The sequence below is a fragment of the Pseudomonas sp. B8(2017) genome (assembly GCF_002113575.1).
GTDB lineage: Bacteria > Pseudomonadota > Gammaproteobacteria > Pseudomonadales > Pseudomonadaceae > Aquipseudomonas > Aquipseudomonas putida_Z.
Window position 1 is genome coordinate 1 of the sequence record NZ_NEIO01000033.1, and the last position, 18,776, is coordinate 18,776.

At 59.1% G+C, this 18,776-nt stretch carries 25 protein-coding genes, 1 tRNA gene and 2 pseudogenes; 18 read left to right on the forward strand and 10 right to left on the reverse strand.

All coding sequences use genetic code 11. From position 1 onward, the window contains the following. Window positions 1-500: 500 nt before the first annotated feature. Window positions 501-797, reverse strand: a complete 297-nt coding sequence (locus tag CAG22_RS25990; protein ID WP_085706458.1) for a hypothetical protein — start codon at window positions 795-797, stop codon at window positions 501-503. After that, window positions 797-1,168 (reverse strand): chemotaxis protein, encoded by a 372-nt coding sequence (locus CAG22_RS25995; protein ID WP_085706459.1) that lies wholly within the window; start codon window positions 1,166-1,168, stop codon window positions 797-799. The genes CAG22_RS25990 and CAG22_RS25995 overlap by 1 nt, the downstream gene beginning before the upstream one ends. Before the next feature lie 365 nt (window positions 1,169-1,533). Here CAG22_RS25995 and CAG22_RS28385 point away from each other — a divergent pair, with 365 nt between their 5' ends. Further along, window positions 1,534-3,360 (forward strand): P-loop NTPase fold protein, encoded by a 1,827-nt coding sequence (locus CAG22_RS28385; RefSeq protein WP_139833529.1) that lies wholly within the window; start codon window positions 1,534-1,536, stop codon window positions 3,358-3,360. 47 nt (window positions 3,361-3,407) lie between these two features. Here the strand turns inward: CAG22_RS28385 and CAG22_RS26000 are convergent, their stop codons facing one another. Then, window positions 3,408-3,797, reverse strand: coding sequence for an antiterminator Q family protein (locus tag CAG22_RS26000; RefSeq protein WP_170929340.1), 390 nt, complete (start codon window positions 3,795-3,797; stop codon window positions 3,408-3,410). Between the two features lie 5 nt (window positions 3,798-3,802). Continuing rightward, entirely contained in the window at window positions 3,803-4,120 is a 318-nt protein-coding gene (locus tag CAG22_RS28830) for a hypothetical protein (RefSeq protein ID WP_085706460.1), read from the reverse strand. 39 nt (window positions 4,121-4,159) lie between these two features. Here CAG22_RS28830 and CAG22_RS26010 point away from each other — a divergent pair. Next, window positions 4,160-4,678: pseudogene (locus CAG22_RS26010) on the forward strand (DNA cytosine methyltransferase); the annotation flags it as partial. A 37-nt stretch (window positions 4,679-4,715) separates the two neighbouring features. Here the strand turns inward: CAG22_RS26010 and CAG22_RS28390 are convergent. Beyond that, the gene (locus CAG22_RS28390; protein ID WP_139833530.1) at window positions 4,716-5,291 is read right to left on the reverse strand and encodes a hypothetical protein; all 576 of its coding nucleotides are present in this window, start codon (window positions 5,289-5,291) and stop codon (window positions 4,716-4,718) included. Window positions 5,292-5,387: 96 nt separating this feature from the next. Between CAG22_RS28390 and CAG22_RS26015 the strand changes: the two genes are divergently transcribed. Further along, a complete protein-coding gene (locus CAG22_RS26015) occupies window positions 5,388-6,062 on the forward strand; it encodes a hypothetical protein (protein WP_085706461.1) in 675 nt (224 codons plus the stop codon). Between the two features lie 50 nt (window positions 6,063-6,112). Here CAG22_RS26015 and CAG22_RS28835 read toward each other — a convergent pair whose 3' ends face one another. Further along, window positions 6,113-6,412 carry a hypothetical protein gene (locus CAG22_RS28835; protein ID WP_085706462.1) on the reverse strand — a complete coding sequence of 100 codons (300 nt, stop codon included), beginning with the start codon at window positions 6,410-6,412 and terminating at the stop codon, window positions 6,113-6,115. A 182-nt stretch (window positions 6,413-6,594) separates the two neighbouring features. On the opposite strand from CAG22_RS28835, the gene CAG22_RS26025 reads away from it, so the two are divergent. From CAG22_RS26025 to CAG22_RS26055, 7 genes and pseudogenes are all read left to right on the forward strand, one after another. Next, entirely contained in the window at window positions 6,595-6,924 is a 330-nt protein-coding gene (locus CAG22_RS26025) for a hypothetical protein (RefSeq protein WP_085706471.1), read from the forward strand. Then, complete coding sequence (locus CAG22_RS26030) at window positions 6,921-7,184, forward strand: hypothetical protein (protein ID WP_085706463.1); 264 nt, start codon at window positions 6,921-6,923, stop codon at window positions 7,182-7,184. Before CAG22_RS26025 ends, CAG22_RS26030 begins: the two co-directional genes overlap by 4 nt. After that, window positions 7,181-7,393, forward strand: coding sequence for a hypothetical protein (locus CAG22_RS26035; protein WP_085706464.1), 213 nt, complete (start codon window positions 7,181-7,183; stop codon window positions 7,391-7,393). Before CAG22_RS26030 ends, CAG22_RS26035 begins: the two co-directional genes overlap by 4 nt. Continuing rightward, window positions 7,390-7,848 (forward strand): phage protein NinX family protein, encoded by a 459-nt coding sequence (locus CAG22_RS26040; protein WP_085706465.1) that lies wholly within the window; start codon window positions 7,390-7,392, stop codon window positions 7,846-7,848. The genes CAG22_RS26035 and CAG22_RS26040 overlap by 4 nt, the downstream gene beginning before the upstream one ends. Then, a pseudogene (locus CAG22_RS26045) lies at window positions 7,748-7,999 on the forward strand (hypothetical protein); the annotation flags it as partial. The gene CAG22_RS26040 and the pseudogene CAG22_RS26045, both read left to right, overlap by 101 nt. Before the next feature lie 39 nt (window positions 8,000-8,038). After that, complete coding sequence (locus CAG22_RS26050; protein WP_054903680.1) at window positions 8,039-8,275, forward strand: DUF4224 domain-containing protein; 237 nt, start codon at window positions 8,039-8,041, stop codon at window positions 8,273-8,275. Between the two features lie 3 nt (window positions 8,276-8,278). Next, on the forward strand, window positions 8,279-9,343 hold the full coding sequence (locus CAG22_RS26055; protein WP_085590816.1) for a tyrosine-type recombinase/integrase: 1,065 nt from the start codon (window positions 8,279-8,281) through the stop codon (window positions 9,341-9,343). 102 nt (window positions 9,344-9,445) lie between these two features. Here CAG22_RS26055 and CAG22_RS26060 read toward each other — a convergent pair. Together CAG22_RS26060 and sohB are read right to left on the reverse strand one after the other, a co-directional pair. After that, window positions 9,446-9,519 (reverse strand) — tRNA-Cys (locus CAG22_RS26060). 154 nt (window positions 9,520-9,673) lie between these two features. Beyond that, on the reverse strand, window positions 9,674-10,693 hold the full coding sequence (gene sohB, locus CAG22_RS26065; RefSeq protein WP_023662815.1) for a protease SohB: 1,020 nt from the start codon (window positions 10,691-10,693) through the stop codon (window positions 9,674-9,676). A 197-nt stretch (window positions 10,694-10,890) separates the two neighbouring features. Here sohB and CAG22_RS26070 point away from each other — a divergent pair, with 197 nt between their 5' ends. The 4 genes from CAG22_RS26070 to CAG22_RS26085 all read left to right on the forward strand — a co-directional run bounded on the left by CAG22_RS26070 (window position 10,891) and on the right by CAG22_RS26085 (window position 14,141). Beyond that, window positions 10,891-11,601: a histidine phosphatase family protein gene (locus CAG22_RS26070; protein WP_075045628.1), complete on the forward strand. Its 711-nt coding sequence runs from the start codon at window positions 10,891-10,893 to the stop codon at window positions 11,599-11,601. Window positions 11,602-11,657: 56 nt separating this feature from the next. Beyond that, window positions 11,658-11,975 (forward strand): SCP2 sterol-binding domain-containing protein, encoded by a 318-nt coding sequence (locus tag CAG22_RS26075; protein WP_003257405.1) that lies wholly within the window; start codon window positions 11,658-11,660, stop codon window positions 11,973-11,975. A gap of 294 nt (window positions 11,976-12,269) precedes the next feature. Next, entirely contained in the window at window positions 12,270-13,337 is a 1,068-nt protein-coding gene (locus CAG22_RS26080) for a phosphotransferase family protein (protein WP_085590812.1), read from the forward strand. 36 nt (window positions 13,338-13,373) lie between these two features. Then, window positions 13,374-14,141, forward strand: coding sequence for an SDR family oxidoreductase (locus CAG22_RS26085; RefSeq protein WP_015270905.1), 768 nt, complete (start codon window positions 13,374-13,376; stop codon window positions 14,139-14,141). Here the strand turns inward: CAG22_RS26085 and CAG22_RS26090 are convergent, their stop codons facing one another. Both CAG22_RS26090 and CAG22_RS26095 read right to left on the reverse strand, forming a co-directional pair. Further along, the gene (locus CAG22_RS26090; RefSeq protein ID WP_085706466.1) at window positions 14,142-14,963 is read right to left on the reverse strand and encodes a bifunctional 2-polyprenyl-6-hydroxyphenol methylase/3-demethylubiquinol 3-O-methyltransferase UbiG; all 822 of its coding nucleotides are present in this window, start codon (window positions 14,961-14,963) and stop codon (window positions 14,142-14,144) included. A 214-nt stretch (window positions 14,964-15,177) separates the two neighbouring features. Further along, window positions 15,178-15,528 carry a hypothetical protein gene (locus CAG22_RS26095; protein WP_085590808.1) on the reverse strand — a complete coding sequence of 117 codons (351 nt, stop codon included), beginning with the start codon at window positions 15,526-15,528 and terminating at the stop codon, window positions 15,178-15,180. Between the two features lie 114 nt (window positions 15,529-15,642). Here CAG22_RS26095 and CAG22_RS26100 point away from each other — a divergent pair, with 114 nt between their 5' ends. From CAG22_RS26100 to CAG22_RS26115, 4 genes are all read left to right on the forward strand, one after another. Continuing rightward, window positions 15,643-15,933 carry an RcnB family protein gene (locus tag CAG22_RS26100; RefSeq protein WP_025339702.1) on the forward strand — a complete coding sequence of 97 codons (291 nt, stop codon included), beginning with the start codon at window positions 15,643-15,645 and terminating at the stop codon, window positions 15,931-15,933. A gap of 126 nt (window positions 15,934-16,059) precedes the next feature. After that, window positions 16,060-16,254 carry a hypothetical protein gene (locus tag CAG22_RS26105; protein WP_085590806.1) on the forward strand — a complete coding sequence of 65 codons (195 nt, stop codon included), beginning with the start codon at window positions 16,060-16,062 and terminating at the stop codon, window positions 16,252-16,254. Between the two features lie 74 nt (window positions 16,255-16,328). Further along, window positions 16,329-16,712, forward strand: coding sequence for a glycine zipper domain-containing protein (locus CAG22_RS26110; protein ID WP_025339704.1), 384 nt, complete (start codon window positions 16,329-16,331; stop codon window positions 16,710-16,712). A 224-nt stretch (window positions 16,713-16,936) separates the two neighbouring features. Continuing rightward, window positions 16,937-18,766, forward strand: a complete 1,830-nt coding sequence (locus CAG22_RS26115; protein WP_085706467.1) for an SLC13 family permease — start codon at window positions 16,937-16,939, stop codon at window positions 18,764-18,766. Window positions 18,767-18,776 lie beyond the last annotated feature (10 nt).

An 18,776-nucleotide genomic window follows, 5' to 3' on the forward strand; every position in this document is an offset into this window, starting at 1 on the left:
TCGCAAACTCAACGTTAGCCAAGAACCACGATGACCATCCTCTTTCGCCCGCAGGGCGCCTTCGGCTGGTTCAGTTACACCACTTCCCGGGACACGATCATGGTGGAGGCCGAGGTCGGAATCGAACCGGCGTAGACGGATTTGCAATCCGCCCTGCATTTCCTTGAATTTCAGTAGCTTAGGCGATTATCAGTTCCGCATAGAATCATTTCTAGCTTCGCTGCAGCCCTTTAAAATCAAGGGGCATAGCAGGAGTTGCGGAACTGTTTTTCGCGCCTAGTCAGCGGTTTTCAAGACCGTGGTAAGAAGCCAGATTAGGCAGTGGCCGCACGGGAAAATCGGTTCCAAAACTAAGACCAAACGGCGCCGCTACAGGCCGCATGCGGCAAGGGTCGCTCGTTGAGTTTTGGAATCGATTTTTAAGCCCCGGCAGCGTGCCGTGTAAGGGCCCCTTCAAGGCTCTGGACTGCGCTCAGCTGGATTGGTCTCCAAACTCACGATCATGTTGCTCGATTGCCGCCGTTATCGACCTTGTCAGCAGCCAACTTTGAGGCTTTGTCCGCAGCGCTGTCGGTGAGGCGTGTCAGCTCATCGAGTCGATGATCTCGCTCAACCACCGCGGCATCGTGAGCATCTCGGATCTGCTTCAACTGGTTCGCCTGGGTACTGGACATGGACCAGTAGGCAGATTGCCGGCCCAAGGCTGCACCGCCTGCTGCCAACAGCAAAGCAATGATCCAAACCTCAGCGCGTCGCAACCAGCGACGAGCGATGAATTCCAATGCACATCTGTCCATCAGAAAGCACCTCCAAGCTTCCCGCGAAGGCTCGCGATTTCTTCGCTCTGCGCAGTAACCCGATCAGTGAGCTGACCGACCTGACTCGTCAGGGCCTCAATTTTGCCCTCGAGCCTTCCAGCCATGGCGGCTAGGTCATTGCGTTCTTTGGCGAACTGGTCTGCTCGAGCCTCTGCAAGCTTGCGGGCCTCGCGCTCAGAATCGAGCAGATCGTTCAATCGGCGGACGGTACCAATGTCGGCCGTGTCCATAGCGCGATCGGCTGCATCTTTAGAGAGAAAACGGCGTACCCATAGAAGCGCGCCGGTGAGAACGATGCCACTACCGCCCAGCCAGGTGGCTGTGCCTGAGCCGAGGTCGGTCGGGTCCATTGATACTCCAGAACGGAAAAAGCCCGCCATCGAGGCGAGCATTAAATTAAATGCTTGGTGTCGGAGCTGCCCGACCTTTCCTGACTGGACTTTAGAGCATTGGATCGCGTACCCAGAGACTGAGTACGTTGTGGGTCAGCAGGCGCACGGCATTGGGTGACCAGCATCCCCCTCCTAGCTCTCCAGTACACGCATTTCTCTGTATTTTTAACCGTGCAAATATGAAGTTGCGTGACGTTGCAAGCTGGACACGCTGCTATAAAAACACAGCCATTCCGCGCGGAAAAGTGTTTTTTCTACGCAAAGTCGGTAAAATTTACTTTTTTTGTTTCCAGCGGCGCTCATAACGAACCAAGGATGCGGCAATGAACGACAACTGCAGCAATACGAGACATCAACTAGATGAGCATAATACTCATCTCAAAAACTATATTGATTATTACAAAACACTAACCGACCCCGGTTATGCAGTACTCATCACCGGAAACTGGGGCTCTGGAAAAACTCATCAGATCACCCAGATTCTAGATAAAGAAGAATACACCTATGTAAGCCTTTTTGGCACCCACTCCACCGACGAGATATATTCCTCTGTTTATGCAAAAATGTTTCCTACAAAAGCTTTCTCCAAAGAACTTGCAGAGTCCACAAATGGAGCAACAGTAGGTCCCATAGGGTTCGGCGGACTGATATCCAACATTGCAAAAGCTATTCTAAAAGATGAGATAGATTCTAGCAAAATACTTATATTTGATGACCTAGAGCGTAGCACCCTAAAAACCACAGAGCTTTTTGGCATTTTCAACAAGTACATTGAACATCATAAATGCAGAGTCATCGTGCTGGCTCATGACAAAAAAATTACCGATGATCTAAGCCAGACTAAAGAAAAGGTTTTCGGTCAAACAATAGAGATTATTCCACAAACCAGCCAAGCCTTCGACAGCTTCATATTAAAAATTTCCGACGATAAAAATCGAAACATCCTTCACAATCTAAAAGAAACTATTCTTGGTATTTTCAAACAATCCGACACTCATTCACTCCGCATTCTGAAACATTCCATAGAAGATCTTTCCCGCCTTTTAAATCTACTAAGTGACAAACACAAGCAACACACTGAGGCGATACCAGAGCTAGTTGGCCTATTTCTTGCTCTATCACTCGAGGTACGATCAGGACGACTAGGTGAGGACTCTTTAACCAAACGCTATGATGCTGTAATAAGTTATCAGATACGAGCTTCCAGAGAGAATACCCAGCCCTCGGCCATTTCAGTCGCGAACAGTAGATACACCACCGTCGATCTTACAAGCAACTTGTTAAAAGATAAAGACCTAGTCAACCTTTTAATCAAGGGCTATTATTCTCAAGATGACATTCGAAGCACTCTTGAAGAATCGATATACTTCACTCAAACAGCAGATCTTCCAGCCTGGGTGGCATTCATCAACTTCGACAACATCAGCGACAAAGAATCAAATGCAGCGGCGTCGAAACTCATAGAACAATTCAATGAGCGAGCTTTGACTCTGCCTGGGGAACTCCTTCATTTATTTGCTTTACGATTCCTCCTCACTCAAATGGAATTAGTTCCAGGCGATTATGACAGCACCGAGACCGCATGCAAAATATATCTTGACGATCTACTTGACCAAAAGAGATTAGAGCCCTATTCAGGCCCTGACTCTCTCTGGGGCGAGGGTTTTATTTATGCACATAACGGTTATGGTTATTGGGTAGAGGAAGACTACAAACCGCATTTCGACAGAATCGTTCAGCACTTAAGGTCCGCTCAACAAACCGCGGCCACTAGAGAATTACCTGAGCATGCAAAATATCTTCTTGGGCTGATATCAACAAATGGCGATAAGTTCGCAAGCGAGATCAGCTTAACATTTAGTGGCGGTAATACTTTTGCATCCATACCGGTTCTTGCGAACATTGAACCAAGTGACTTCATCCAAGAGTGGATGGGATCCCGGCCCGAAAATTGGGAAGGCGTATCAAGAGGGCTTGAGCAAAGATACACATCAGGACAACTTTCAGGAAACCTGCAGAAGGAACTCTCTTGGATCAAAGAGGTAATAATCTTGATGGACAAAGAAAAAAACAAGGCGAAAGGCATAAGAAGAAAACGTATCGAAAGAGCCATACGTCCTTCACTTAGAGGCCTTATGAACGCAGCTTAATGTGTTAAAGGGTGGCAGCTTTGCTGCCGCCCTTTGAAGAAGGGCTACTAGGCGGCAATTTCACAAGTTCCTGCGGCACAATCAACCCAAGCCACAGCAGCCCTGGCTAGCTCCCGTGCCTTACCTTCGCTGACGCCATAATATTTAGCCACCCGCATCATAGGCCATTTCATCCCATAATATAGCCACACTATGTCTCCCATTTGCTGATCCCGCTTACAAAGTTTCGCTACAGCTCTATCTATCTTCAGTGCTAATTCATCCGTTATACAATAGGTAGTTTTTTTGCCAGTATGAGGCAGCGCTAAATTCATCAGCGATAATGCTGGGGAAGTATATAATGGAATACCAGAACCATCCAAGCGCCACCACCCCCACTGTTCCAGCAAAAATTCAGTATCTCCCATTGGCCTTCCGGCTGGTTTTCGAATCATCATGACATTTAGTCTCCTGTGAAATTAGTTCCTCCGGCGCCGCGCCGGTTGCTTCTCTGATATACCGCCTCAGGCCTGGACGCTTGAGAGTTCTTCAACTGCTCAATCTGCCGTTTCGCAGCCTGCAGTCTCATGCTGAGCTGGGTCACCAGCTCATCCAGAGCCAAGGCCTCGCCGGTTGCAGCAATTACCCAGCCTGAGGCATACCAGTGGTCGCATGGCAGTTCGTGAAACACTCCCTGAGTGACCGCTCTCCCTCGGCACAAAGGGCACTCACCAAGCTCGATCACGGCCTTCTTGAACGCTGGGCCGTGGCTATTTCTCATCCTCGGTAACCCGTCTTGCGCAGAGCCAGAACAGCGCCCTCCAGCGCCCCTCACGGCGCCGACGCCGGGCACCTCGCGCCAACACTTCGAGCCATGAGTCACGGCGCCAGCCACCCCAACGCCGGCGGCCAGGTCGCGGTGTGCGTCACTGGCGAGGTAACTCATACGCTGAAGGCCGAAGGCTTCGACGCCAGTGAAGATGGTACTGGGCGCGGTCAGCCGATCATCGCCCACGCAATTCAGGCCGGAGCACTCCGTGGAAATCCCTCCAGCGGGCCAGATGGCGTAGGAGTTCAGGCCGACCACGCCTACACCCTCGAAGCTCGGGCGGAAGTGCAAGCGGTCCAGGCAAACGCCCACGTGCGTCGGCTAACCCCGCGCGAGTGCGAATGGCTCCAGGGCTTCCCTGGCGATCACACCCAAATCCCCTATCGCGGCAAGTCCGCCGACGAATGCCCGGACGGCCCGCGCTACAAGGCGATCGGCAACAGCAAGGCCGTCTTCGTCGTCCGCTGGATCGGCCGACGTATACAACAACAACTTGAACGTCTCCCTTGAGGTATTTCCATGCCCACGGGAGATGAACAATGGCCAATCAACTCGGTTTTGTTTCTAAAAGCCATGGGTGTCGCCGTTCCATCCTCATGAACAGCGAAGGCTGTGTTCGACGTAATTCTCGATAGTAATCGAGGCAGCGAAGCGGCCGTCCATCCTGAAATGCTGCATTTGCCTCATCAAGAAGCGTTAGGGCTGGGCCGAAGTACAAAGCCTTCTGTGCGCTTATTGTCAAATCCAACCCATCTCGCCAGCCCTGTGTTACGCATGACTTTAGCGCCTCAGTGACGAGCTTTCTTTCTGTGGAGTTTAGATGAGCGGACCCGCCCTCTAACTGCAAAAGTTGTGAAATGAATTCAGCTTGAGCATCTCCTTCCTGCCTATCAACTAAGGGGCTGGATGTAAAGGCTTCAAGGGTCGAAAACAATGTTAGTGCGATAGCAAATACTGAAGCAATTCCAAACTCAGTATTGACATAGCCATCATAGAGAAGAATTGTGAATGCGAACGCGAGGCCTGCTGCAAAGCACCCAGCAGCCCCCCAGTAGCGACCTTCAACACCCGCAACCACTGTTAAAACGAGCCCAACTATAAAAGCTGCACCGCTTAAAGCCAACTTAAAATTCCACATATCTTGCTAATTACACTCCGCCCCAAATTGCTCGAAACAATAATTTAACTCTTGCACTACCCTCGCAACAAGGAACACTTCATGCCCACAGAAAACCGATCCAGCAACACCGACCCACGCGATGTGTTCATCAGGCTCAACCCGCTCGGCCTGAGCGAGGCAGAGCTGCGCAAGGACAGCACCGGCTTCGAAGACCCACGCACCCACAGCGACTACCTACTGTTCCTGGCCGGCTACCGCGAAACGCACGCAGAGCCGCAGCCCCACCCCGAGCCTATAGCCTGGATGGTTGGTACTGCCTTCTGGTGGACCAAAGAAGAGGCAGAGAGGGATGCGGTGGCGACTGGGCTGCCCATGATTCCGGTTGGGCCGATGACCGGTGCAGGCGATATCGGGTTGCCAAAGTCTAAGCCGCGAGTGCACAACGTCACGATGTTCCAGCGCGCGTCAGCGCCACCGACGGTCAACGGGCACAAGCTCAACTGTAAAGCCCTCGACGACTACAAGCCTGGAGAATGCAGCTGTGGCCATGTAGAGGCCAGTTCGCCAGCAGCTCATGCCGTAAGAGCCGGGATGCTTGGGGACGGCATCAGCACACTCGTCTACCACGCGCTCCTCCCCAACGGATGCGCTGCATGCAGCCACATGCTGGACGTTCGTGATGAAGGCTTGGCGAAGGATAAGCCGGTCGAAATGCGCTGCAAGAAAAAGGCGTGCAGGAAACTATTCGAACAGGTCGACTCGGCGTCAAGTTAGCAGAAACGACAGGAGAACATTTGTACTCTGCCCAGCTGTAACCCTTTCCCCTATCCCGAGCAGGCGACCTTGTCGAATTTTGGGGGAGTGTCTGTAGCAATGCGGCGAGCCCGCCCTACTCCCCAGGCCAAAGCCCTGGTCATGGATTCACCGGGACGGGAGTCGAACGCTTCTTCATGAAGGGCCATGCCACTCGCGGCATAGACCCCAATGAACATCTGCGTGTTACCTGCCCGCGACAGTCGCACCTGGACATCTATGTGCGTTCCATCGCTAAGGGTTTCGTCATGAGTGCGGTGGTGAAGCGAAGGATCAGCCCATTGCCAGAAAACTTCACCGCGAATCCTCATGTCGACCTCCTACGACTTTAGTTGTATGCCACGGGTGAACTCTCACCATAGCTAAGGCCAGGTGGCACGCAACCGCGGAATCCTAGTTTGAGAACTGAATCGGACCACCGGCCGATTTTCTTGAACCGAACCCAACCCCTTGTACAACTGACTGCCGCGATATGGCGGCCAAGGACGAAGTCATGCCTGAAGAAAAGCAACTGATCCAGCCGCTGCAGGTTGAGCGCGATGAATACAGCTTCTGGACCCACCCGGCCTGGCCGGACGACGGCGACGAATGCGCGCTTCCGTTCAGCTGGTTCGGCGACCAAGGCCTGGAGTACTGCGTGGTCGAGATGGAAAACGACGGCCCGGAAGAACTGAATGCGGAATGGCTCGACGCCGGCGGCGACAATGACTGCACGCCCTGGCAGCCAAGCAAGCCGGTCGGTGATGGCTGGTTCACCTTCTCGATCCACGACACCGAAGACGGCCCTATTTGCGTGTGGATCCGCCACAAGGTGGCGGCATGACCCGCCTCGCCCTCTGCCTCCTGCTGCTGGCCACCGGTGCCAGCGCAGCACCTCAGCCCCAAGAGAACGTCATCGACGTGCAACACGACAGCCAGCGCGGCGTCACCTGCTACCTGCTGAATGGGGTCGGCATCAGCTGCATCCCCGACAGCCAGCTGCAGGCTGGCAACGAGCGCCAGCTCTCCCCGCACGAAACCCAACCCGAACCTACACCCGCTCTGGCGCCTGGGCGCTGGATTGATGAGAGGTATCAGATGTGAGCAAGGTAATTCACTTGGTCTCGCACTTTGGCTGCTTCGACGATCACGACTGCCAGATCGCATGCAACCAGGCCGGCGAAGACATGGACGGCTCAGACCGGCCGAAAGAGGTCACCTGCAAGAAATGCCTCCGGGTGTATGAGGCACGCGAGCGGCATGCCCGGGAGCAATTCGAAAAGCGAGAAGCTGCGTTGAAGGTGGCGCCATGACCGACATGATCGAAGTGAAGACCGCCAACCTTGTAGGCGAGCAACTGGCATGGGCTGTCGGCAAGGCGGAAGGTCTGGACGTTAGGCTGGCACCGCCAGGCTATAACGGGGTGCCTTGGCGGGTATTCGTCCGCTACACCGGCGAGGTGATCGTGCACGATGCTCGCTTCGACCCGTACGAAAACTGGGCGGTTGGCGGTCCGCTGATCGACAAGCACCACGGTAGCGCCCAGCACTTTCACGGACTGGCCGAGGACGCCTGCTACAGCGGCGGGCCAGCGGGCGCTGAGGCCTGGAGCTACGGACCCACCGCGCTTGTCGCGTTCTGCCGCGGCCTCGTCCACTACAAGCTCGGCGATGGCGTTCGGCAAGCAGAACAGCAACCCGCCGCCGGAAGGCCATTGGGGCAGAGAGTTCTGGGATATCGGCCGCGCCGAAGGTGCGCTGCAGGATGAACTGACCCAGGCGCTGCGCCTGGCGCGCAAAGAACTGCACGCCTGCCAGCGCGTCATCCACTACGCCGGGGGCTTCGATCCGGCCTACGTCAACGACGCCCAGACTGCACTCAAAGTCGCCGACACAGTGCTCGAAAAGACTCCCGCCTGAACAAGAACCTGCCGCCACCGGCGGCGTGGAGACCATCCCATGGAACATGCAAGCGAGTTTCTCGATGAGGAAGAGGTGGTGCGGGTGACCGGCTACCAGCTCCCGAGCAAACAGATCGCGTGGCTGGCCAATAACGGCTGGCAGTACACGCTCACCCGGGCCAGGCGGCCCATTGTCGGTCGGGTGTATGCCCGACTCAAGATGGCAGGCGTCAAGCCAACGGCAACGAATGCCACGGCTGAAACATGGACATTGGACTTATCGCGCGTGGGGTAACAGATGCGCACCAGGAAGGCATCGAACAAGGACCTGCCGCCGCGGATGTTGCGGCGGGTCCGCAAGCTGAAAAGCGGCAAGTTGTGGGTTGGGTACTACTACGATGGGAGGGATGCAGACGGGAAGCGGCAGGAAGTGCCGCTGGGGACTGACCTCGCAGAGGCCAAGTTGGAATGGGCGCGCCTGGAGCATAAGGCGAAGCCGAAAGTGATGGCGACGATGGGCGAGCTGTTTGACCGGTACGAGCGGGACATCATCCCGGGCAAGTCGCCACGCACGCAGAAGGACAACAAGTACGAGCTGGAGCGCCTGCGCAAGGCGTTCGCTGACGCGCCCATCGAGGCCATCAGCCCGCCGGTAATCGCCCAGTACCGGGACGCCCGCAGCGCAAAAACCCGGGCAAACCGGGAAATCGCCCTGCTCTCGCACGTTTTTACCATGGCCATGGAATGGGGGTTTGCCGAGCGCAACCCATGCCTGGCGGTTCGCCGCAACAAAGAGAAGGTGCGCGACTTCTACGCGGCTGACGAAATCTGGGATGCGGTGTATGCCGAAGGCGATCAGGGCCTGAAGGATGCCATGGACCTGGCCTACCTGGCCGGCCAGCGCCCTGCGGACACCCTGAAGTTCAGCACCGTCGACCTGGACGAGGACTACCTGTGGGTCGACCAGAACAAGACCGACAAGAAGTTGCGCATCCGGCGGCACGTCAACGGCGAACTGACCGGCCTCGGCCTGTTCATCGAGGCGCTGCTCGAGCGCCGCAAGCTTCAAGGTGTGCGCAACTCACGCCTCATTACCAACGACTCAGGCCTGCGTATGAGTTGGGAAATGCTGAGGAACCGCTTCAGCGAAGCGCGTGACAAGGCAGCTCGGAAGCTGACCGCCGATGGCAACACAGACCTGGCCACGAAGGTTCGGCAGTTCCAGTTCCGCGATATTCGACCGAAGGCAGCGTCGGAAATCGAGGACATCAGCCACGCCAGCCGGCTGCTTGGGCACTCCAAGGAGGAAATCACCAAGCGCGTTTATCGCCGCGTCGGCGAGGTGGTCAGCCCGACCAAGTAGCGGGCTGATGCGGAAACGATGCCTAAAGATGCGGAAACGATCCGGGTTTTCTGCGCACAAAGAAAAACCCCGCAGACGTTAATCTGCGGGGCTTTCGAATGGTGGAGGCCGAGGTCGGAATCGAACCGGCGTAGACGGATTTGCAATCCGGAGCATAACCACTTTGCTACTCGGCCTCAAAGGTCGGATCTAGCAGCTTGCGCTTCGCTATCTCCTTGAAACGCCGAACCTTTTTCAAAGTTTGCTGCGTTTCGATGGGCGCCATTATGTCTTCATTCCTTTAACCTTGCAACCCCCTGAACGAAAAAAAATTTCAACGGGTTCAAGGTGTTAGCGCAGACGGCCGAGTTTACTCCACAAGCCCACCACTGTGTTCTCCACGGTGCCACTGGCAGCCATGCCGATTCGCTCCTGCAGGCTCTTGCGTTCGGCGTAGTGCAGGTGGAACAGGTTGGCGTTGCGCGCGCGTTCGCTGAGGTACTCGTCGCTGGTCTGCAGCTCGTCTACCAGCTTGCGGTTGAGTGCCGCGACGCCCAGCCAGACTTCGCCGGTGGCCACTTCGTCGATGTGCAGCTGCGGACGATAGCGGGCAACGAAGTCCTTGAACAGCTGATGGGTGATGTCCAGGTCTTCCTGGAACTTCTCCCGGCCCTTCTCGGTGTTCTCGCCGAACACGGTCAGGGTGCGCTTGTATTCACCGGCGGTCAGCACTTCGAAATCGATGTCGTGCTTCTTCAGCAGGCGGTTGACGTTGGGCAGCTGCGCTACCACGCCGATGGAACCCAGTACGGCGAACGGTGCGCTGACGATCTTCTCGCCGATGCAGGCCATCATGTAACCGCCGCTGGCGGCCACCTTGTCGATGCACACGGTCAACGGGATGCCGGCCTGGCGAATGCGCGCCAGCTGCGATGCGGCCAGGCCGTAGCTGTGCACCAGGCCGCCACCGCTTTCCAGGCGCAGCACCACTTCGTCACGCGGGGTGGCGAGGGTCAGCAGCGCGGTGATTTCGTTGCGCAGGCTTTCGGTGGCAGAAGCTTTGATGTCGCCATCGAAGTCCAGCACGAAGACCCGGCCCTTTTCCTCGGCCTTGCCCTTCTTCTGCCGCTTTTCCGCCTTGGCCTGCTGCTTGCGCAGGGCCTTGAGCTGGGCCTTGTCGAGCAGGCCGGATTCCAGACGCTCGCGCAGATCCTTGTAGAACTCGTTCAGGCGGGTGACCTGCAATTGCCCACCCGATTTGCGCCGCCCCTTGCCGCGCAGCCCGGCGATGGCCGACAGCACTATCAGGATGGCGATGACCAGGGTGGCGGTTTTGGCGAGAAAGCTTGCGTATTCAGCAAGAAACTCCACGTTGACTCCTTAAAGACTTGCGCCACTACGGCGCGTAACTGTAGCAAGCATACCGTTGCGCCTGAGGTGCTGCCAGCCGTGGCAAACGCTGGCAACACCTTTCAAACAACCTTTTCAAACGCTTGTATGTTTTTTCGTTGACAGCCCGTGTGCCGCATCCTAACCTCGCAGCAACCTCCAACAGGCCGGAACCTTTCGTGGGCAACCTCTACCTGATCCGACATGGCCAAGCCTCCTTCGGCGCCGATGACTACGATGTCCTCTCGCCCGTGGGCGTGCGCCAGAGCCAGGCCCTGGGTGAGCACCTGGCCCAGCTCGGTGTAAGGCTGGACCGCTGCGTGGCAGGCGACCTGCGCCGCCAGCAGGATACCGCGCGCCTGGCCCTGGATGCATTGCACGCCAATGGCTGCCCGGTGCCGGCTGTTGAGACCGATGCAGCATTCAATGAGTTCGATGCCGATGGTGTGATCCGCGCCTTGTTGCCCGGGCTGCTGCCGCAGGAGCCCGACGCCCTGCACATCCTGCGCAATGGCGCGCAGCACCGCAGCGAGTTCCAGCGCCTGTTCGCACTGATGGTGCAGCGCTGGCACGATGGCGAACATGCCGACGATGGCCTGGAGACCTGGCAGGCGTTCACCGCCCGCGTGCAAGGCGGCCTGCAGCGCGTACTGGATGCCGCCGGTAGCGGCGACAATATCGCCATCTTCACCTCGGGCGGCACCATTGCCGCCCTGCTCCACCTGGTTACCCGTATTACCCCCGGCCAGGCGTTCGCGCTGAACTGGCAGATCATCAACACGTCGCTCAGCCAGCTGAAGTTCCGCGGCCGCGACGTGGCACTGGCTTCCTTCAACAGCCAGGCCCATGTGCAGCTGTTGAGGGCGCCGGAGCTTGTCACCTATCGATGAGCCCGGCTTGTTGTGTCCCTGCGGGGACGTGTAAATCACTCTATAAGGAATGCGCCATGACCTCCGTAGCTGATGCCGTCAAAAAGATGCAAGAGAAGTTCAACCCATCCGCTGCCGCCGGCCTGGACCTGGTGTTCGGCTTCAACATCACCGACGAAGACAAGCACTACGCGCTGATCGTCAAGGACGGCACCTGCGATCTGCAGGAAGGCGAAAACCCGGATGCCAACTGCACCCTGGTAATGGACAGCGAAACCCTGAAGGGTATCGTCAGCGGCGAAACCGACGGCATGCAGGCATTCATGGGCGGCAAGCTGCGCGTTGAAGGCGACATGATGCTGTCGATGAAGCTCAGCGAGCTGTTCCCGTCCTGAGGGCTGGAAATAGCGGATGATCAAAAAACCGAAGCCTGACCGGCTTCGGTTTTTTTTTGCCCGCCTGTTCGGACCCTATCGCCGGCAAGCCAGCTCCCACAGGTACAGCGTTGCACTCGAGGTTGTCGCTGTACCTGTGGGAGCTGGCTTGCCGGCGATAGCGGCAGTCGCTTCATCAAGGCAGTTGATCAGGCAGCAACACCCTCACCTATATGGCATCTGGCACGCTTGTCCCATCCCCGGCGGACCATTAGATTAGCCAATAGTCCTTGCGATCGAGAATAAGGAAAACGCATGACGCTCACCGACCAGTCCACCCAGGTACGCCCCGGCGAAGAACTCGACGCGGCTGTCATCGACCCTTACCTCAAAGCCAACATCCCCGGCCTGGATGGCCTGCCGAGCATCAGCCAGTTCCCTGGCGGCGCCTCCAACCTTACCTACCTGGTCAGCTACCCGGGCCGCGACTTCGTGCTGCGCCGTCCACCGTTCGGGCAGAAGGCCAAGTCAGCCCACGACATGGGCCGCGAGTTTCGCATCCTCAACCAGCTGAACAGCGGCTTCCCCTACTGCCCCAAGGCCTATGTGCACTGCACCGACAGCAGCCTGATCGGCGGCGAGTTCTACGTGATGGAACGGGTCAAGGGCATCATCCTGCGCTCGGACATCCCGGCCGAGCTGGACCTTGACGCCAACCGCACCGAGGCCTTGTGCAAAAGCTTCATCGACCGCCTGGTGGAACTGCACCAGGTGGACTACAACGCCTGCGGCCTGGCCGACCTGGGCAAACCGGAAGGCTATGTGCAGCGCCAGATCGAGGGCTGGACCAGCCGCTATGAAAAGGCCCTGACCCCTGACGCCCCGCGCTGGGAACAGGTGACCGCGTGGCTGCACGAGAAAATGCCCGCCGACCACCCGCGGCCCGGCATCGTGCACAACGACTACCGTTTCGACAACGTAATCCTCGATGCCGACAACCCCATGCGCATCATCGGTGTGCTGGACTGGGAAATGGCCACCCTCGGCGACCCGCTGATGGACCTGGGCAACAGCCTGGCCTACTGGATCGAGGCCGACGACCCGGCGCCGGTGCAGCTGATGCGTCGCCAGCCGAGCAACGCACCGGGCATGCTCACCCGCCGCCAGTTCGTCGATTACTACGCCGAGCGCGCCGGCATCCGCCTGGACAACTTCGATTACTACTATTGCTATGGCCTGTTCCGCCTGGCCGGCATCGTCCAGCAGATCTACTACCGCTATTACCACGGCCAGACCCAGGACAAGCGCTTCGCCCAGTTCATCCACATGAACCGCTTGCTGGAGCAGATGACCTTGCAGGTCATCGCCAAGTCCAGCCTCTGAGCCCCGACCTCGACGACGGATAACAAGGAAAACAGCATGTCCAAGACCCACCTGTTCGACCTCGACGGCAAGATTGCATTCGTTTCCGGCGCCAGCCGTGGCATCGGCGAGGCCATCGCCCACCTGCTGGCCCAGCAAGGTGCCCATGTGATCGTGTCCAGCCGCAAGCTCGACGGTTGCCAGCAGGTGGCTGACGCCATCATCGCCGCCGGTGGCAAGGCAACGGCGGTGGCCTGCCACATCGGTGAACTGGAGCAGATCCAGCAAGTGTTCGCCGGCATCCGCGAACAATTCGGGCGGCTGGACATCCTGGTCAACAACGCCGCTACCAACCCGCAGTTCTGCAACGTACTGGATACCGACCCAGGGGCTTTCCAGAAGACCGTGGACGTGAACATCCGTGGCTACTTCTTCATGTCGGTCGAGGCCGGCAAGCTGATGCGCGAGCATGGTGGCGGCAGCATCATCAACGTGGCGTCGATCAACGGGGTTTCACCCGGCCTGTTCCAGGGCATCTATTCGGTGACCAAGGCGGCAGTCATCAACATGACCAAGGTCTTCGCCAAGGAGTGCGCGCAGTTCGGGATCCGCTGCAACGCCCTGCTGCCAGGCCTGACCGACACCAAGTTCGCCTCGGCACTGGTGAAGAACGACGCCATCCTCAATGCCGCGCTGCAGCAGATCCCGCTCAAGCGCGTGGCCGACCCCAAGGAAATGGCCGGCGCCGTCTTGTACCTGGCCAGCGATGCTTCCAGCTACACCACCGGTACCGCACTCAATGTCGACGGTGGTTACCTGTCCTGATCAGGCTTTTACTGCAACCAGGGTGTAGCTCAGGGGCAGGCGTGCGGGCTGCTCGCGCAGGCGATATTCACCGTCGTCGCCCTTGACCATCTGCCCCGGCAGCGCCTCCCAGGGGATGCTCTGGTGCTCGACCAGGGCGGTCAGCTGCAGGCCGTGGGCCAGCAAGGCGCTGATCACCTCGCCCAGGCCGTGGTTCCACTCGTGGGTTTCGGTGTGGGAAAGGCGCTGCTCGGTTTCGACGTAGGTCTGGTCGTTGTGCCACACCGTCGGTTCTTCGTGCTCGAAATACGGGTATTCGAGTTGCAGGCGGTCCTGGTGGTCTTCGTTGACTGCCATCAGCATCGGGTGCCCGTCGCGCAGGAACAACCGCCCGCCCGGCTTCAGCAGGGCCGCGACTGTACGCGCCCACGGCTCGATGCGAGGCAGCCAGCAGAGCGCGCCGATGCCGGTGTAGACCAGGTCGAACGTGCCGGCCGGCAACACTTTGTCGGCGGCGTAGACGTCAGACTCGACATACGCGATGGGTGCCGCACAGCGCTGGGCCAGCGCCCGCGCCTCGGCCAGCGAAGCCGCGGAATAGTCCAGGCCACAGACCTTGGCGCCAAGGCGCGCCAGCGAGAGGGTATCGGTACCGATGTGGCACTGCAGATGGACGGCGTTGAGCCCGTCGATATTGCCAAGCAACGGCAGGTCGAAGCGTACGGTTTCGGAAAGGTGTTCGGGATGCTGGACGAGCCGTTCGACTTCGTAGTCGTTGGAAGCAGCGTGCAGCGGGGCACGTTCATCCCAGCTGGCGCGGTTGAGTTGCAGTGAGCGGTCCATGGTGTCTTCCTTGATTCGTGGGGGCTCATGCTAGCCTCCACCAATCTCCCTGCGACAGGACTGCCTTGCTAAAAATTGTAAAGCTCGCGCGGTCACTGTGGGAGCGGGCGTGCCCGCGAAGAAACAACGCGCTGGCTGGCACCGGCTACGCCGGTGTTCGCGGGCGCGCCCGTTCCCACCCGACCCCACAGAGCCCCTGCCAAGTCGCCAGCCGTTACAGGCAGGTCGCCGCCGCCGCCCGGCGCTGCAGGGCCACACCGTCGTTCTTCTGCGCGTAGTAATCCACCCGCGCCCCACCCGCCTGCGGGTACACATCCACGAACGCCTCGGCTTCACGGGTATACACCGTGAACCCACCCTGCTTGCGTGGTTCCAGATAACCACTGGCGTCGTCACCGAACACCTTCTCTTCCTGCCAGCTGAACTGGATGCACTGGGCCACCAGTTCCGGCGCCTTGTGCGAGTCGAGCTGCGTGGTCGGCTTGCCGCCGCGGGCCGTTTCCATGGTCGCAGAAGCACAACCGACCAGCATCAGCGCCGCGGCCATCGGCAGAATCGCACGCATGTTCCATCCTCAGGGTAAAAAAGAAGGCGACTCTAGCACTGGCAAGCATCGCGAGTGAATTGTCACGCGCAGGTGGCTGTCGCAGATAAGGCATTCCGCCACAAGGAGAACGTCATGAAATTGCACTACCTGCTGTTCGCCGCCCTTCCCTGCCTGCCCCTCGCTGCCACCGCAGCCCCCTCCGGCGAAGAAAGCATCACCGCGCCAGAAACCCACAACCGCGAGCTCAAGGTCGGCGACAAGGCACCCGACCAGTACAAACGCGATGACCAGGCAATCAAGGACTGGAAAACCAAGGGCCTGCCAGCGCCGGAAAAGGAAAGCCACTGGGTAAACATGGGGGGGCGCTACGTGCTGGTGCAGATCACCAACGGCGTGGTGCTGGCAATTCAGCCAACCCACTGATTCCACATTTCCCCCGCCGCTCATCGCTGGCACGACAAATTTTTGCCTGCCAGCGAAACCAAATGGATCCTTTCCAGTCTCAGAGGGTGTGCCGTAAACCTTTGCGGATCAAGGACCTATATCGTGATGACCCGTCTTGCAAGCCTTTCGCTGATTGCCGTTGTCCTGCTGACCGCAGGGTGCCATAGCCATCGCTACCATGACGACGACGATGGCTGGCGTGACCGTGATCGCGATCGTGGCCATCGCCACCACCATCGGCATGACCGCGACGACGATGATGACAATCGTCAATACCGTGGTGACCGCTACTACCGCTGAAGCGTCTTTTTCAACCCTGGCCCGCCGCCCGTTGCGCGGCACCTTAACCTGATGATTCCTTTGAGGTTCGTATCATGCGTCTGACTCTGCCTTCCCTTGCCCTTGGCCTGCTGCTGTGCCAGGGCGCTTTCGCCGGTGACGGTACCGCCGCCATTGGCGGTGGCCTGGGTGGTGTTCTGGGTAACGTTGTCGGTCAACAGATCGGCGGCAAAACGGGGGCGGCCATCGGCGCCGGCCTCGGCGGCGCAGCCGGCAGTGCGGTAGGTGCACGCAAGGGCAACCGTACCGAAGCCGCCATCGGCGGTGGCCTGGGTTCGGCCGGCGGTTCGCTGCTGGGTGGCGCGGTAGGCGGCAAGACCGGCTCCACCGTGGGCGCTGGCCTGGGTGGCGCAGCCGGTGGTGCCATCGGCAACCACCTGGGCGACAACAACGGCAAGCACCGCCGTCACCGTCACTGATCCGGTGACCTGAGGGGCTGCGCAGCCCATCGCCGGCAAGCCAGCTCCCACCTCGACCGCATTGACCTCAAGCCATGCGCAGTCATTGTGGGAGCCTGGCTTGCCAGCGATGGGCCGCCTAGCGGCCCTTTTTGTTGCAGCACATCAACACACCCTTCACCGCAATCCGGCACACTGGCTGCTACTGTCTATCGTGCCCCCGTGTGAAGGAACACCCCCTCCCCATGAACCAAGAGCTGCTCTGGGTCCTCGGCCTGCTGGCCATCGTCATCACCCTGTTCGTCATCAACCGCCCGCGCATGGACGTGGTCGCGCTGCTGGTGATCCTCGCCCTGCCGCTGTCGGGCATTCTCACCGTGGAGCAGGCGCTGGCCGGTTTCAGTGACCCCAACGTGGTGTTGATCGCCGCCCTGTTCGTGATCGGTGAAGGCCTGGTGCGCACCGGCATTGCCTACCGTATCGGCGAATGGATGAGCGAGCGGGCCGGCAACAGCGAGGCGCGCCTGCTGGTGTTGCTGATGGTGGCCGTGGCAGGGCTGGGTTCGATGATGAGCTCCACCGGCGTGGTAGCCATTTTCATTCCGGTGGTGCTGAGCATCGCCGCACGCCTGCAGCTATCACCCGCCCGCCTGATGATGCCGCTGGCTTTCGCCGGCCTGATCAGCGGCATGCTCAGCCTGGTGGCCACACCGCCGAACGTGGTGGTGCACAGCGAACTGGTGCGCCATGGCGAAGCGGGCTTCAGCTTCTTCAGCTTCACCCCGTTCGGCCTGGTGGTACTGGTGCTTGGCATCGGCTACATGCTGCTGACCCGGCACTGGCTGAATGGCGAAGTGCGCAAGGACGGCCGCGTGGAAAGCCGCCGCACCCTGCTGGACCTGGTGCTGGATTACAAACTCAACGGCCGCGAACGGCGCCTGCGCATCCGCCCCCACTCGCCGCTGATCGGTCATACCCTGGGCGAGCTGGAGCTGCGCACCCGGCATGGCGCCAACGTCATCGGTATCGAGCGCCAGCACAAGTTCACCACGCGGGTGATCGCCGCCGACTCCAGCACCGTGCTGCATCAGGGCGATGTGCTGCTGCTCGACCTGTTCGCCAACCGCGACGACCTGCGCAGCCTGTGCCAGACCATGCAACTGGAGCCGCTGCACTTCAAGGCCGCCTACTTCATCGACCAGTCCCAGGAGCTGGGCATGGCCGAGGTATTGCTGCCACCAGGCTCGAAACTGCTCGGCAAGAGCATCCTCGAACTGGCCTTCCGCACTCGCTTCGACCTCAACGTGGTGGGCTTGCGTCGCGAGCAGGTGGCGATCGAAGAACAGCTGGTGGAAGAAAAGCTGCGCCTGGGCGACACCTTGCTGGTAGTCGGCCCGTGGAAAGCCGTGCGCCAGTTGCAAGGCAAGCCCAAGGACTTCCTGGTACTGAGCCTGCCCGCGGAAATCGACATGGTCGCGCCCGCCCGCACCCGCGCACCACAGGCGCTGCTGAGCCTGGCGGTGATGGTCGGGCTGATGGTCAGCGGCGCGGTACCCAATGTGATTGCCGCCCTGATCGGCTGCCTGCTGATGGGCGCAGGTCGCTGCATCGACATGAACAGCGCCTACCGGGCCATCCACTGGCAAAGCCTGGTGCTGATCGTCGGCATGCTGCCCTTTGCCCAGGCACTGCAGAAAACCGGCGGCATCGACATGGCGGTGGGCGGCCTGGTCAGCGTGCTGGGCGGTGCCGGCCCCAGCGCCATCCTCGCCTGCCTGTTCGCGGTCACGGCGGTGATCGGCCTGTTCATCTCCAACACGGCCACTGCAGTACTGATGGCCCCCGTGGCCGTCAGCACCGCCACGCAGCTGGGCATGTCGCCCTACCCGTTTGCCATGACCGTGGCGCTGGCCGCCTCGGCGGCGTTCATGACGCCGGTGTCATCGCCGGTCAACACGCTGGTACTGGGCCCGGGACAATACCGCTTCGCCGACTTCGTCAAAGTCGGCGTGCCGTTCACCGTACTGGTGATGCTGGTAACCGTGTTAATGGTGCCATGGTTCTTCGGGCTGTGAGGTGACACAT

Coding starts and splice junctions, on each gene's coding strand:
- CAG22_RS25990 (WP_085706458.1), bottom strand. CDS start 797: ATGGACAGATGTGCATTGGAATTCATCGCTCGTCGCTGGTTGCGACGC.
- CAG22_RS25995 (WP_085706459.1), bottom strand. CDS start 1,168: ATGGACCCGACCGACCTCGGCTCAGGCACAGCCACCTGGCTGGGCGGT.
- CAG22_RS28385 (WP_139833529.1), top strand. CDS start 1,534: ATGAACGACAACTGCAGCAATACGAGACATCAACTAGATGAGCATAAT.
- CAG22_RS26000 (WP_170929340.1), bottom strand. CDS start 3,797: ATGATGATTCGAAAACCAGCCGGAAGGCCAATGGGAGATACTGAATTT.
- CAG22_RS28830 (WP_085706460.1), bottom strand. CDS start 4,120: ATGAGAAATAGCCACGGCCCAGCGTTCAAGAAGGCCGTGATCGAGCTT.
- CAG22_RS26015 (WP_085706461.1), top strand. CDS start 5,388: ATGCCCACAGAAAACCGATCCAGCAACACCGACCCACGCGATGTGTTC.
- CAG22_RS28835 (WP_085706462.1), bottom strand. CDS start 6,412: ATGAGGATTCGCGGTGAAGTTTTCTGGCAATGGGCTGATCCTTCGCTT.
- CAG22_RS26025 (WP_085706471.1), top strand. CDS start 6,595: ATGCCTGAAGAAAAGCAACTGATCCAGCCGCTGCAGGTTGAGCGCGAT.
- CAG22_RS26030 (WP_085706463.1), top strand. CDS start 6,921: ATGACCCGCCTCGCCCTCTGCCTCCTGCTGCTGGCCACCGGTGCCAGC.
- CAG22_RS26040 (WP_085706465.1), top strand. CDS start 7,390: ATGACCGACATGATCGAAGTGAAGACCGCCAACCTTGTAGGCGAGCAA.
- CAG22_RS26050 (WP_054903680.1), top strand. CDS start 8,039: ATGGAACATGCAAGCGAGTTTCTCGATGAGGAAGAGGTGGTGCGGGTG.
- CAG22_RS26055 (WP_085590816.1), top strand. CDS start 8,279: ATGCGCACCAGGAAGGCATCGAACAAGGACCTGCCGCCGCGGATGTTG.
- CAG22_RS26075 (WP_003257405.1), top strand. CDS start 11,658: ATGACCTCCGTAGCTGATGCCGTCAAAAAGATGCAAGAGAAGTTCAAC.
- CAG22_RS26080 (WP_085590812.1), top strand. CDS start 12,270: ATGACGCTCACCGACCAGTCCACCCAGGTACGCCCCGGCGAAGAACTC.
- CAG22_RS26085 (WP_015270905.1), top strand. CDS start 13,374: ATGTCCAAGACCCACCTGTTCGACCTCGACGGCAAGATTGCATTCGTT.
- CAG22_RS26090 (WP_085706466.1), bottom strand. CDS start 14,963: ATGGACCGCTCACTGCAACTCAACCGCGCCAGCTGGGATGAACGTGCC.
- CAG22_RS26095 (WP_085590808.1), bottom strand. CDS start 15,528: ATGCGTGCGATTCTGCCGATGGCCGCGGCGCTGATGCTGGTCGGTTGT.
- CAG22_RS26100 (WP_025339702.1), top strand. CDS start 15,643: ATGAAATTGCACTACCTGCTGTTCGCCGCCCTTCCCTGCCTGCCCCTC.
- CAG22_RS26105 (WP_085590806.1), top strand. CDS start 16,060: ATGACCCGTCTTGCAAGCCTTTCGCTGATTGCCGTTGTCCTGCTGACC.
- CAG22_RS26110 (WP_025339704.1), top strand. CDS start 16,329: ATGCGTCTGACTCTGCCTTCCCTTGCCCTTGGCCTGCTGCTGTGCCAG.
- CAG22_RS26115 (WP_085706467.1), top strand. CDS start 16,937: ATGAACCAAGAGCTGCTCTGGGTCCTCGGCCTGCTGGCCATCGTCATC.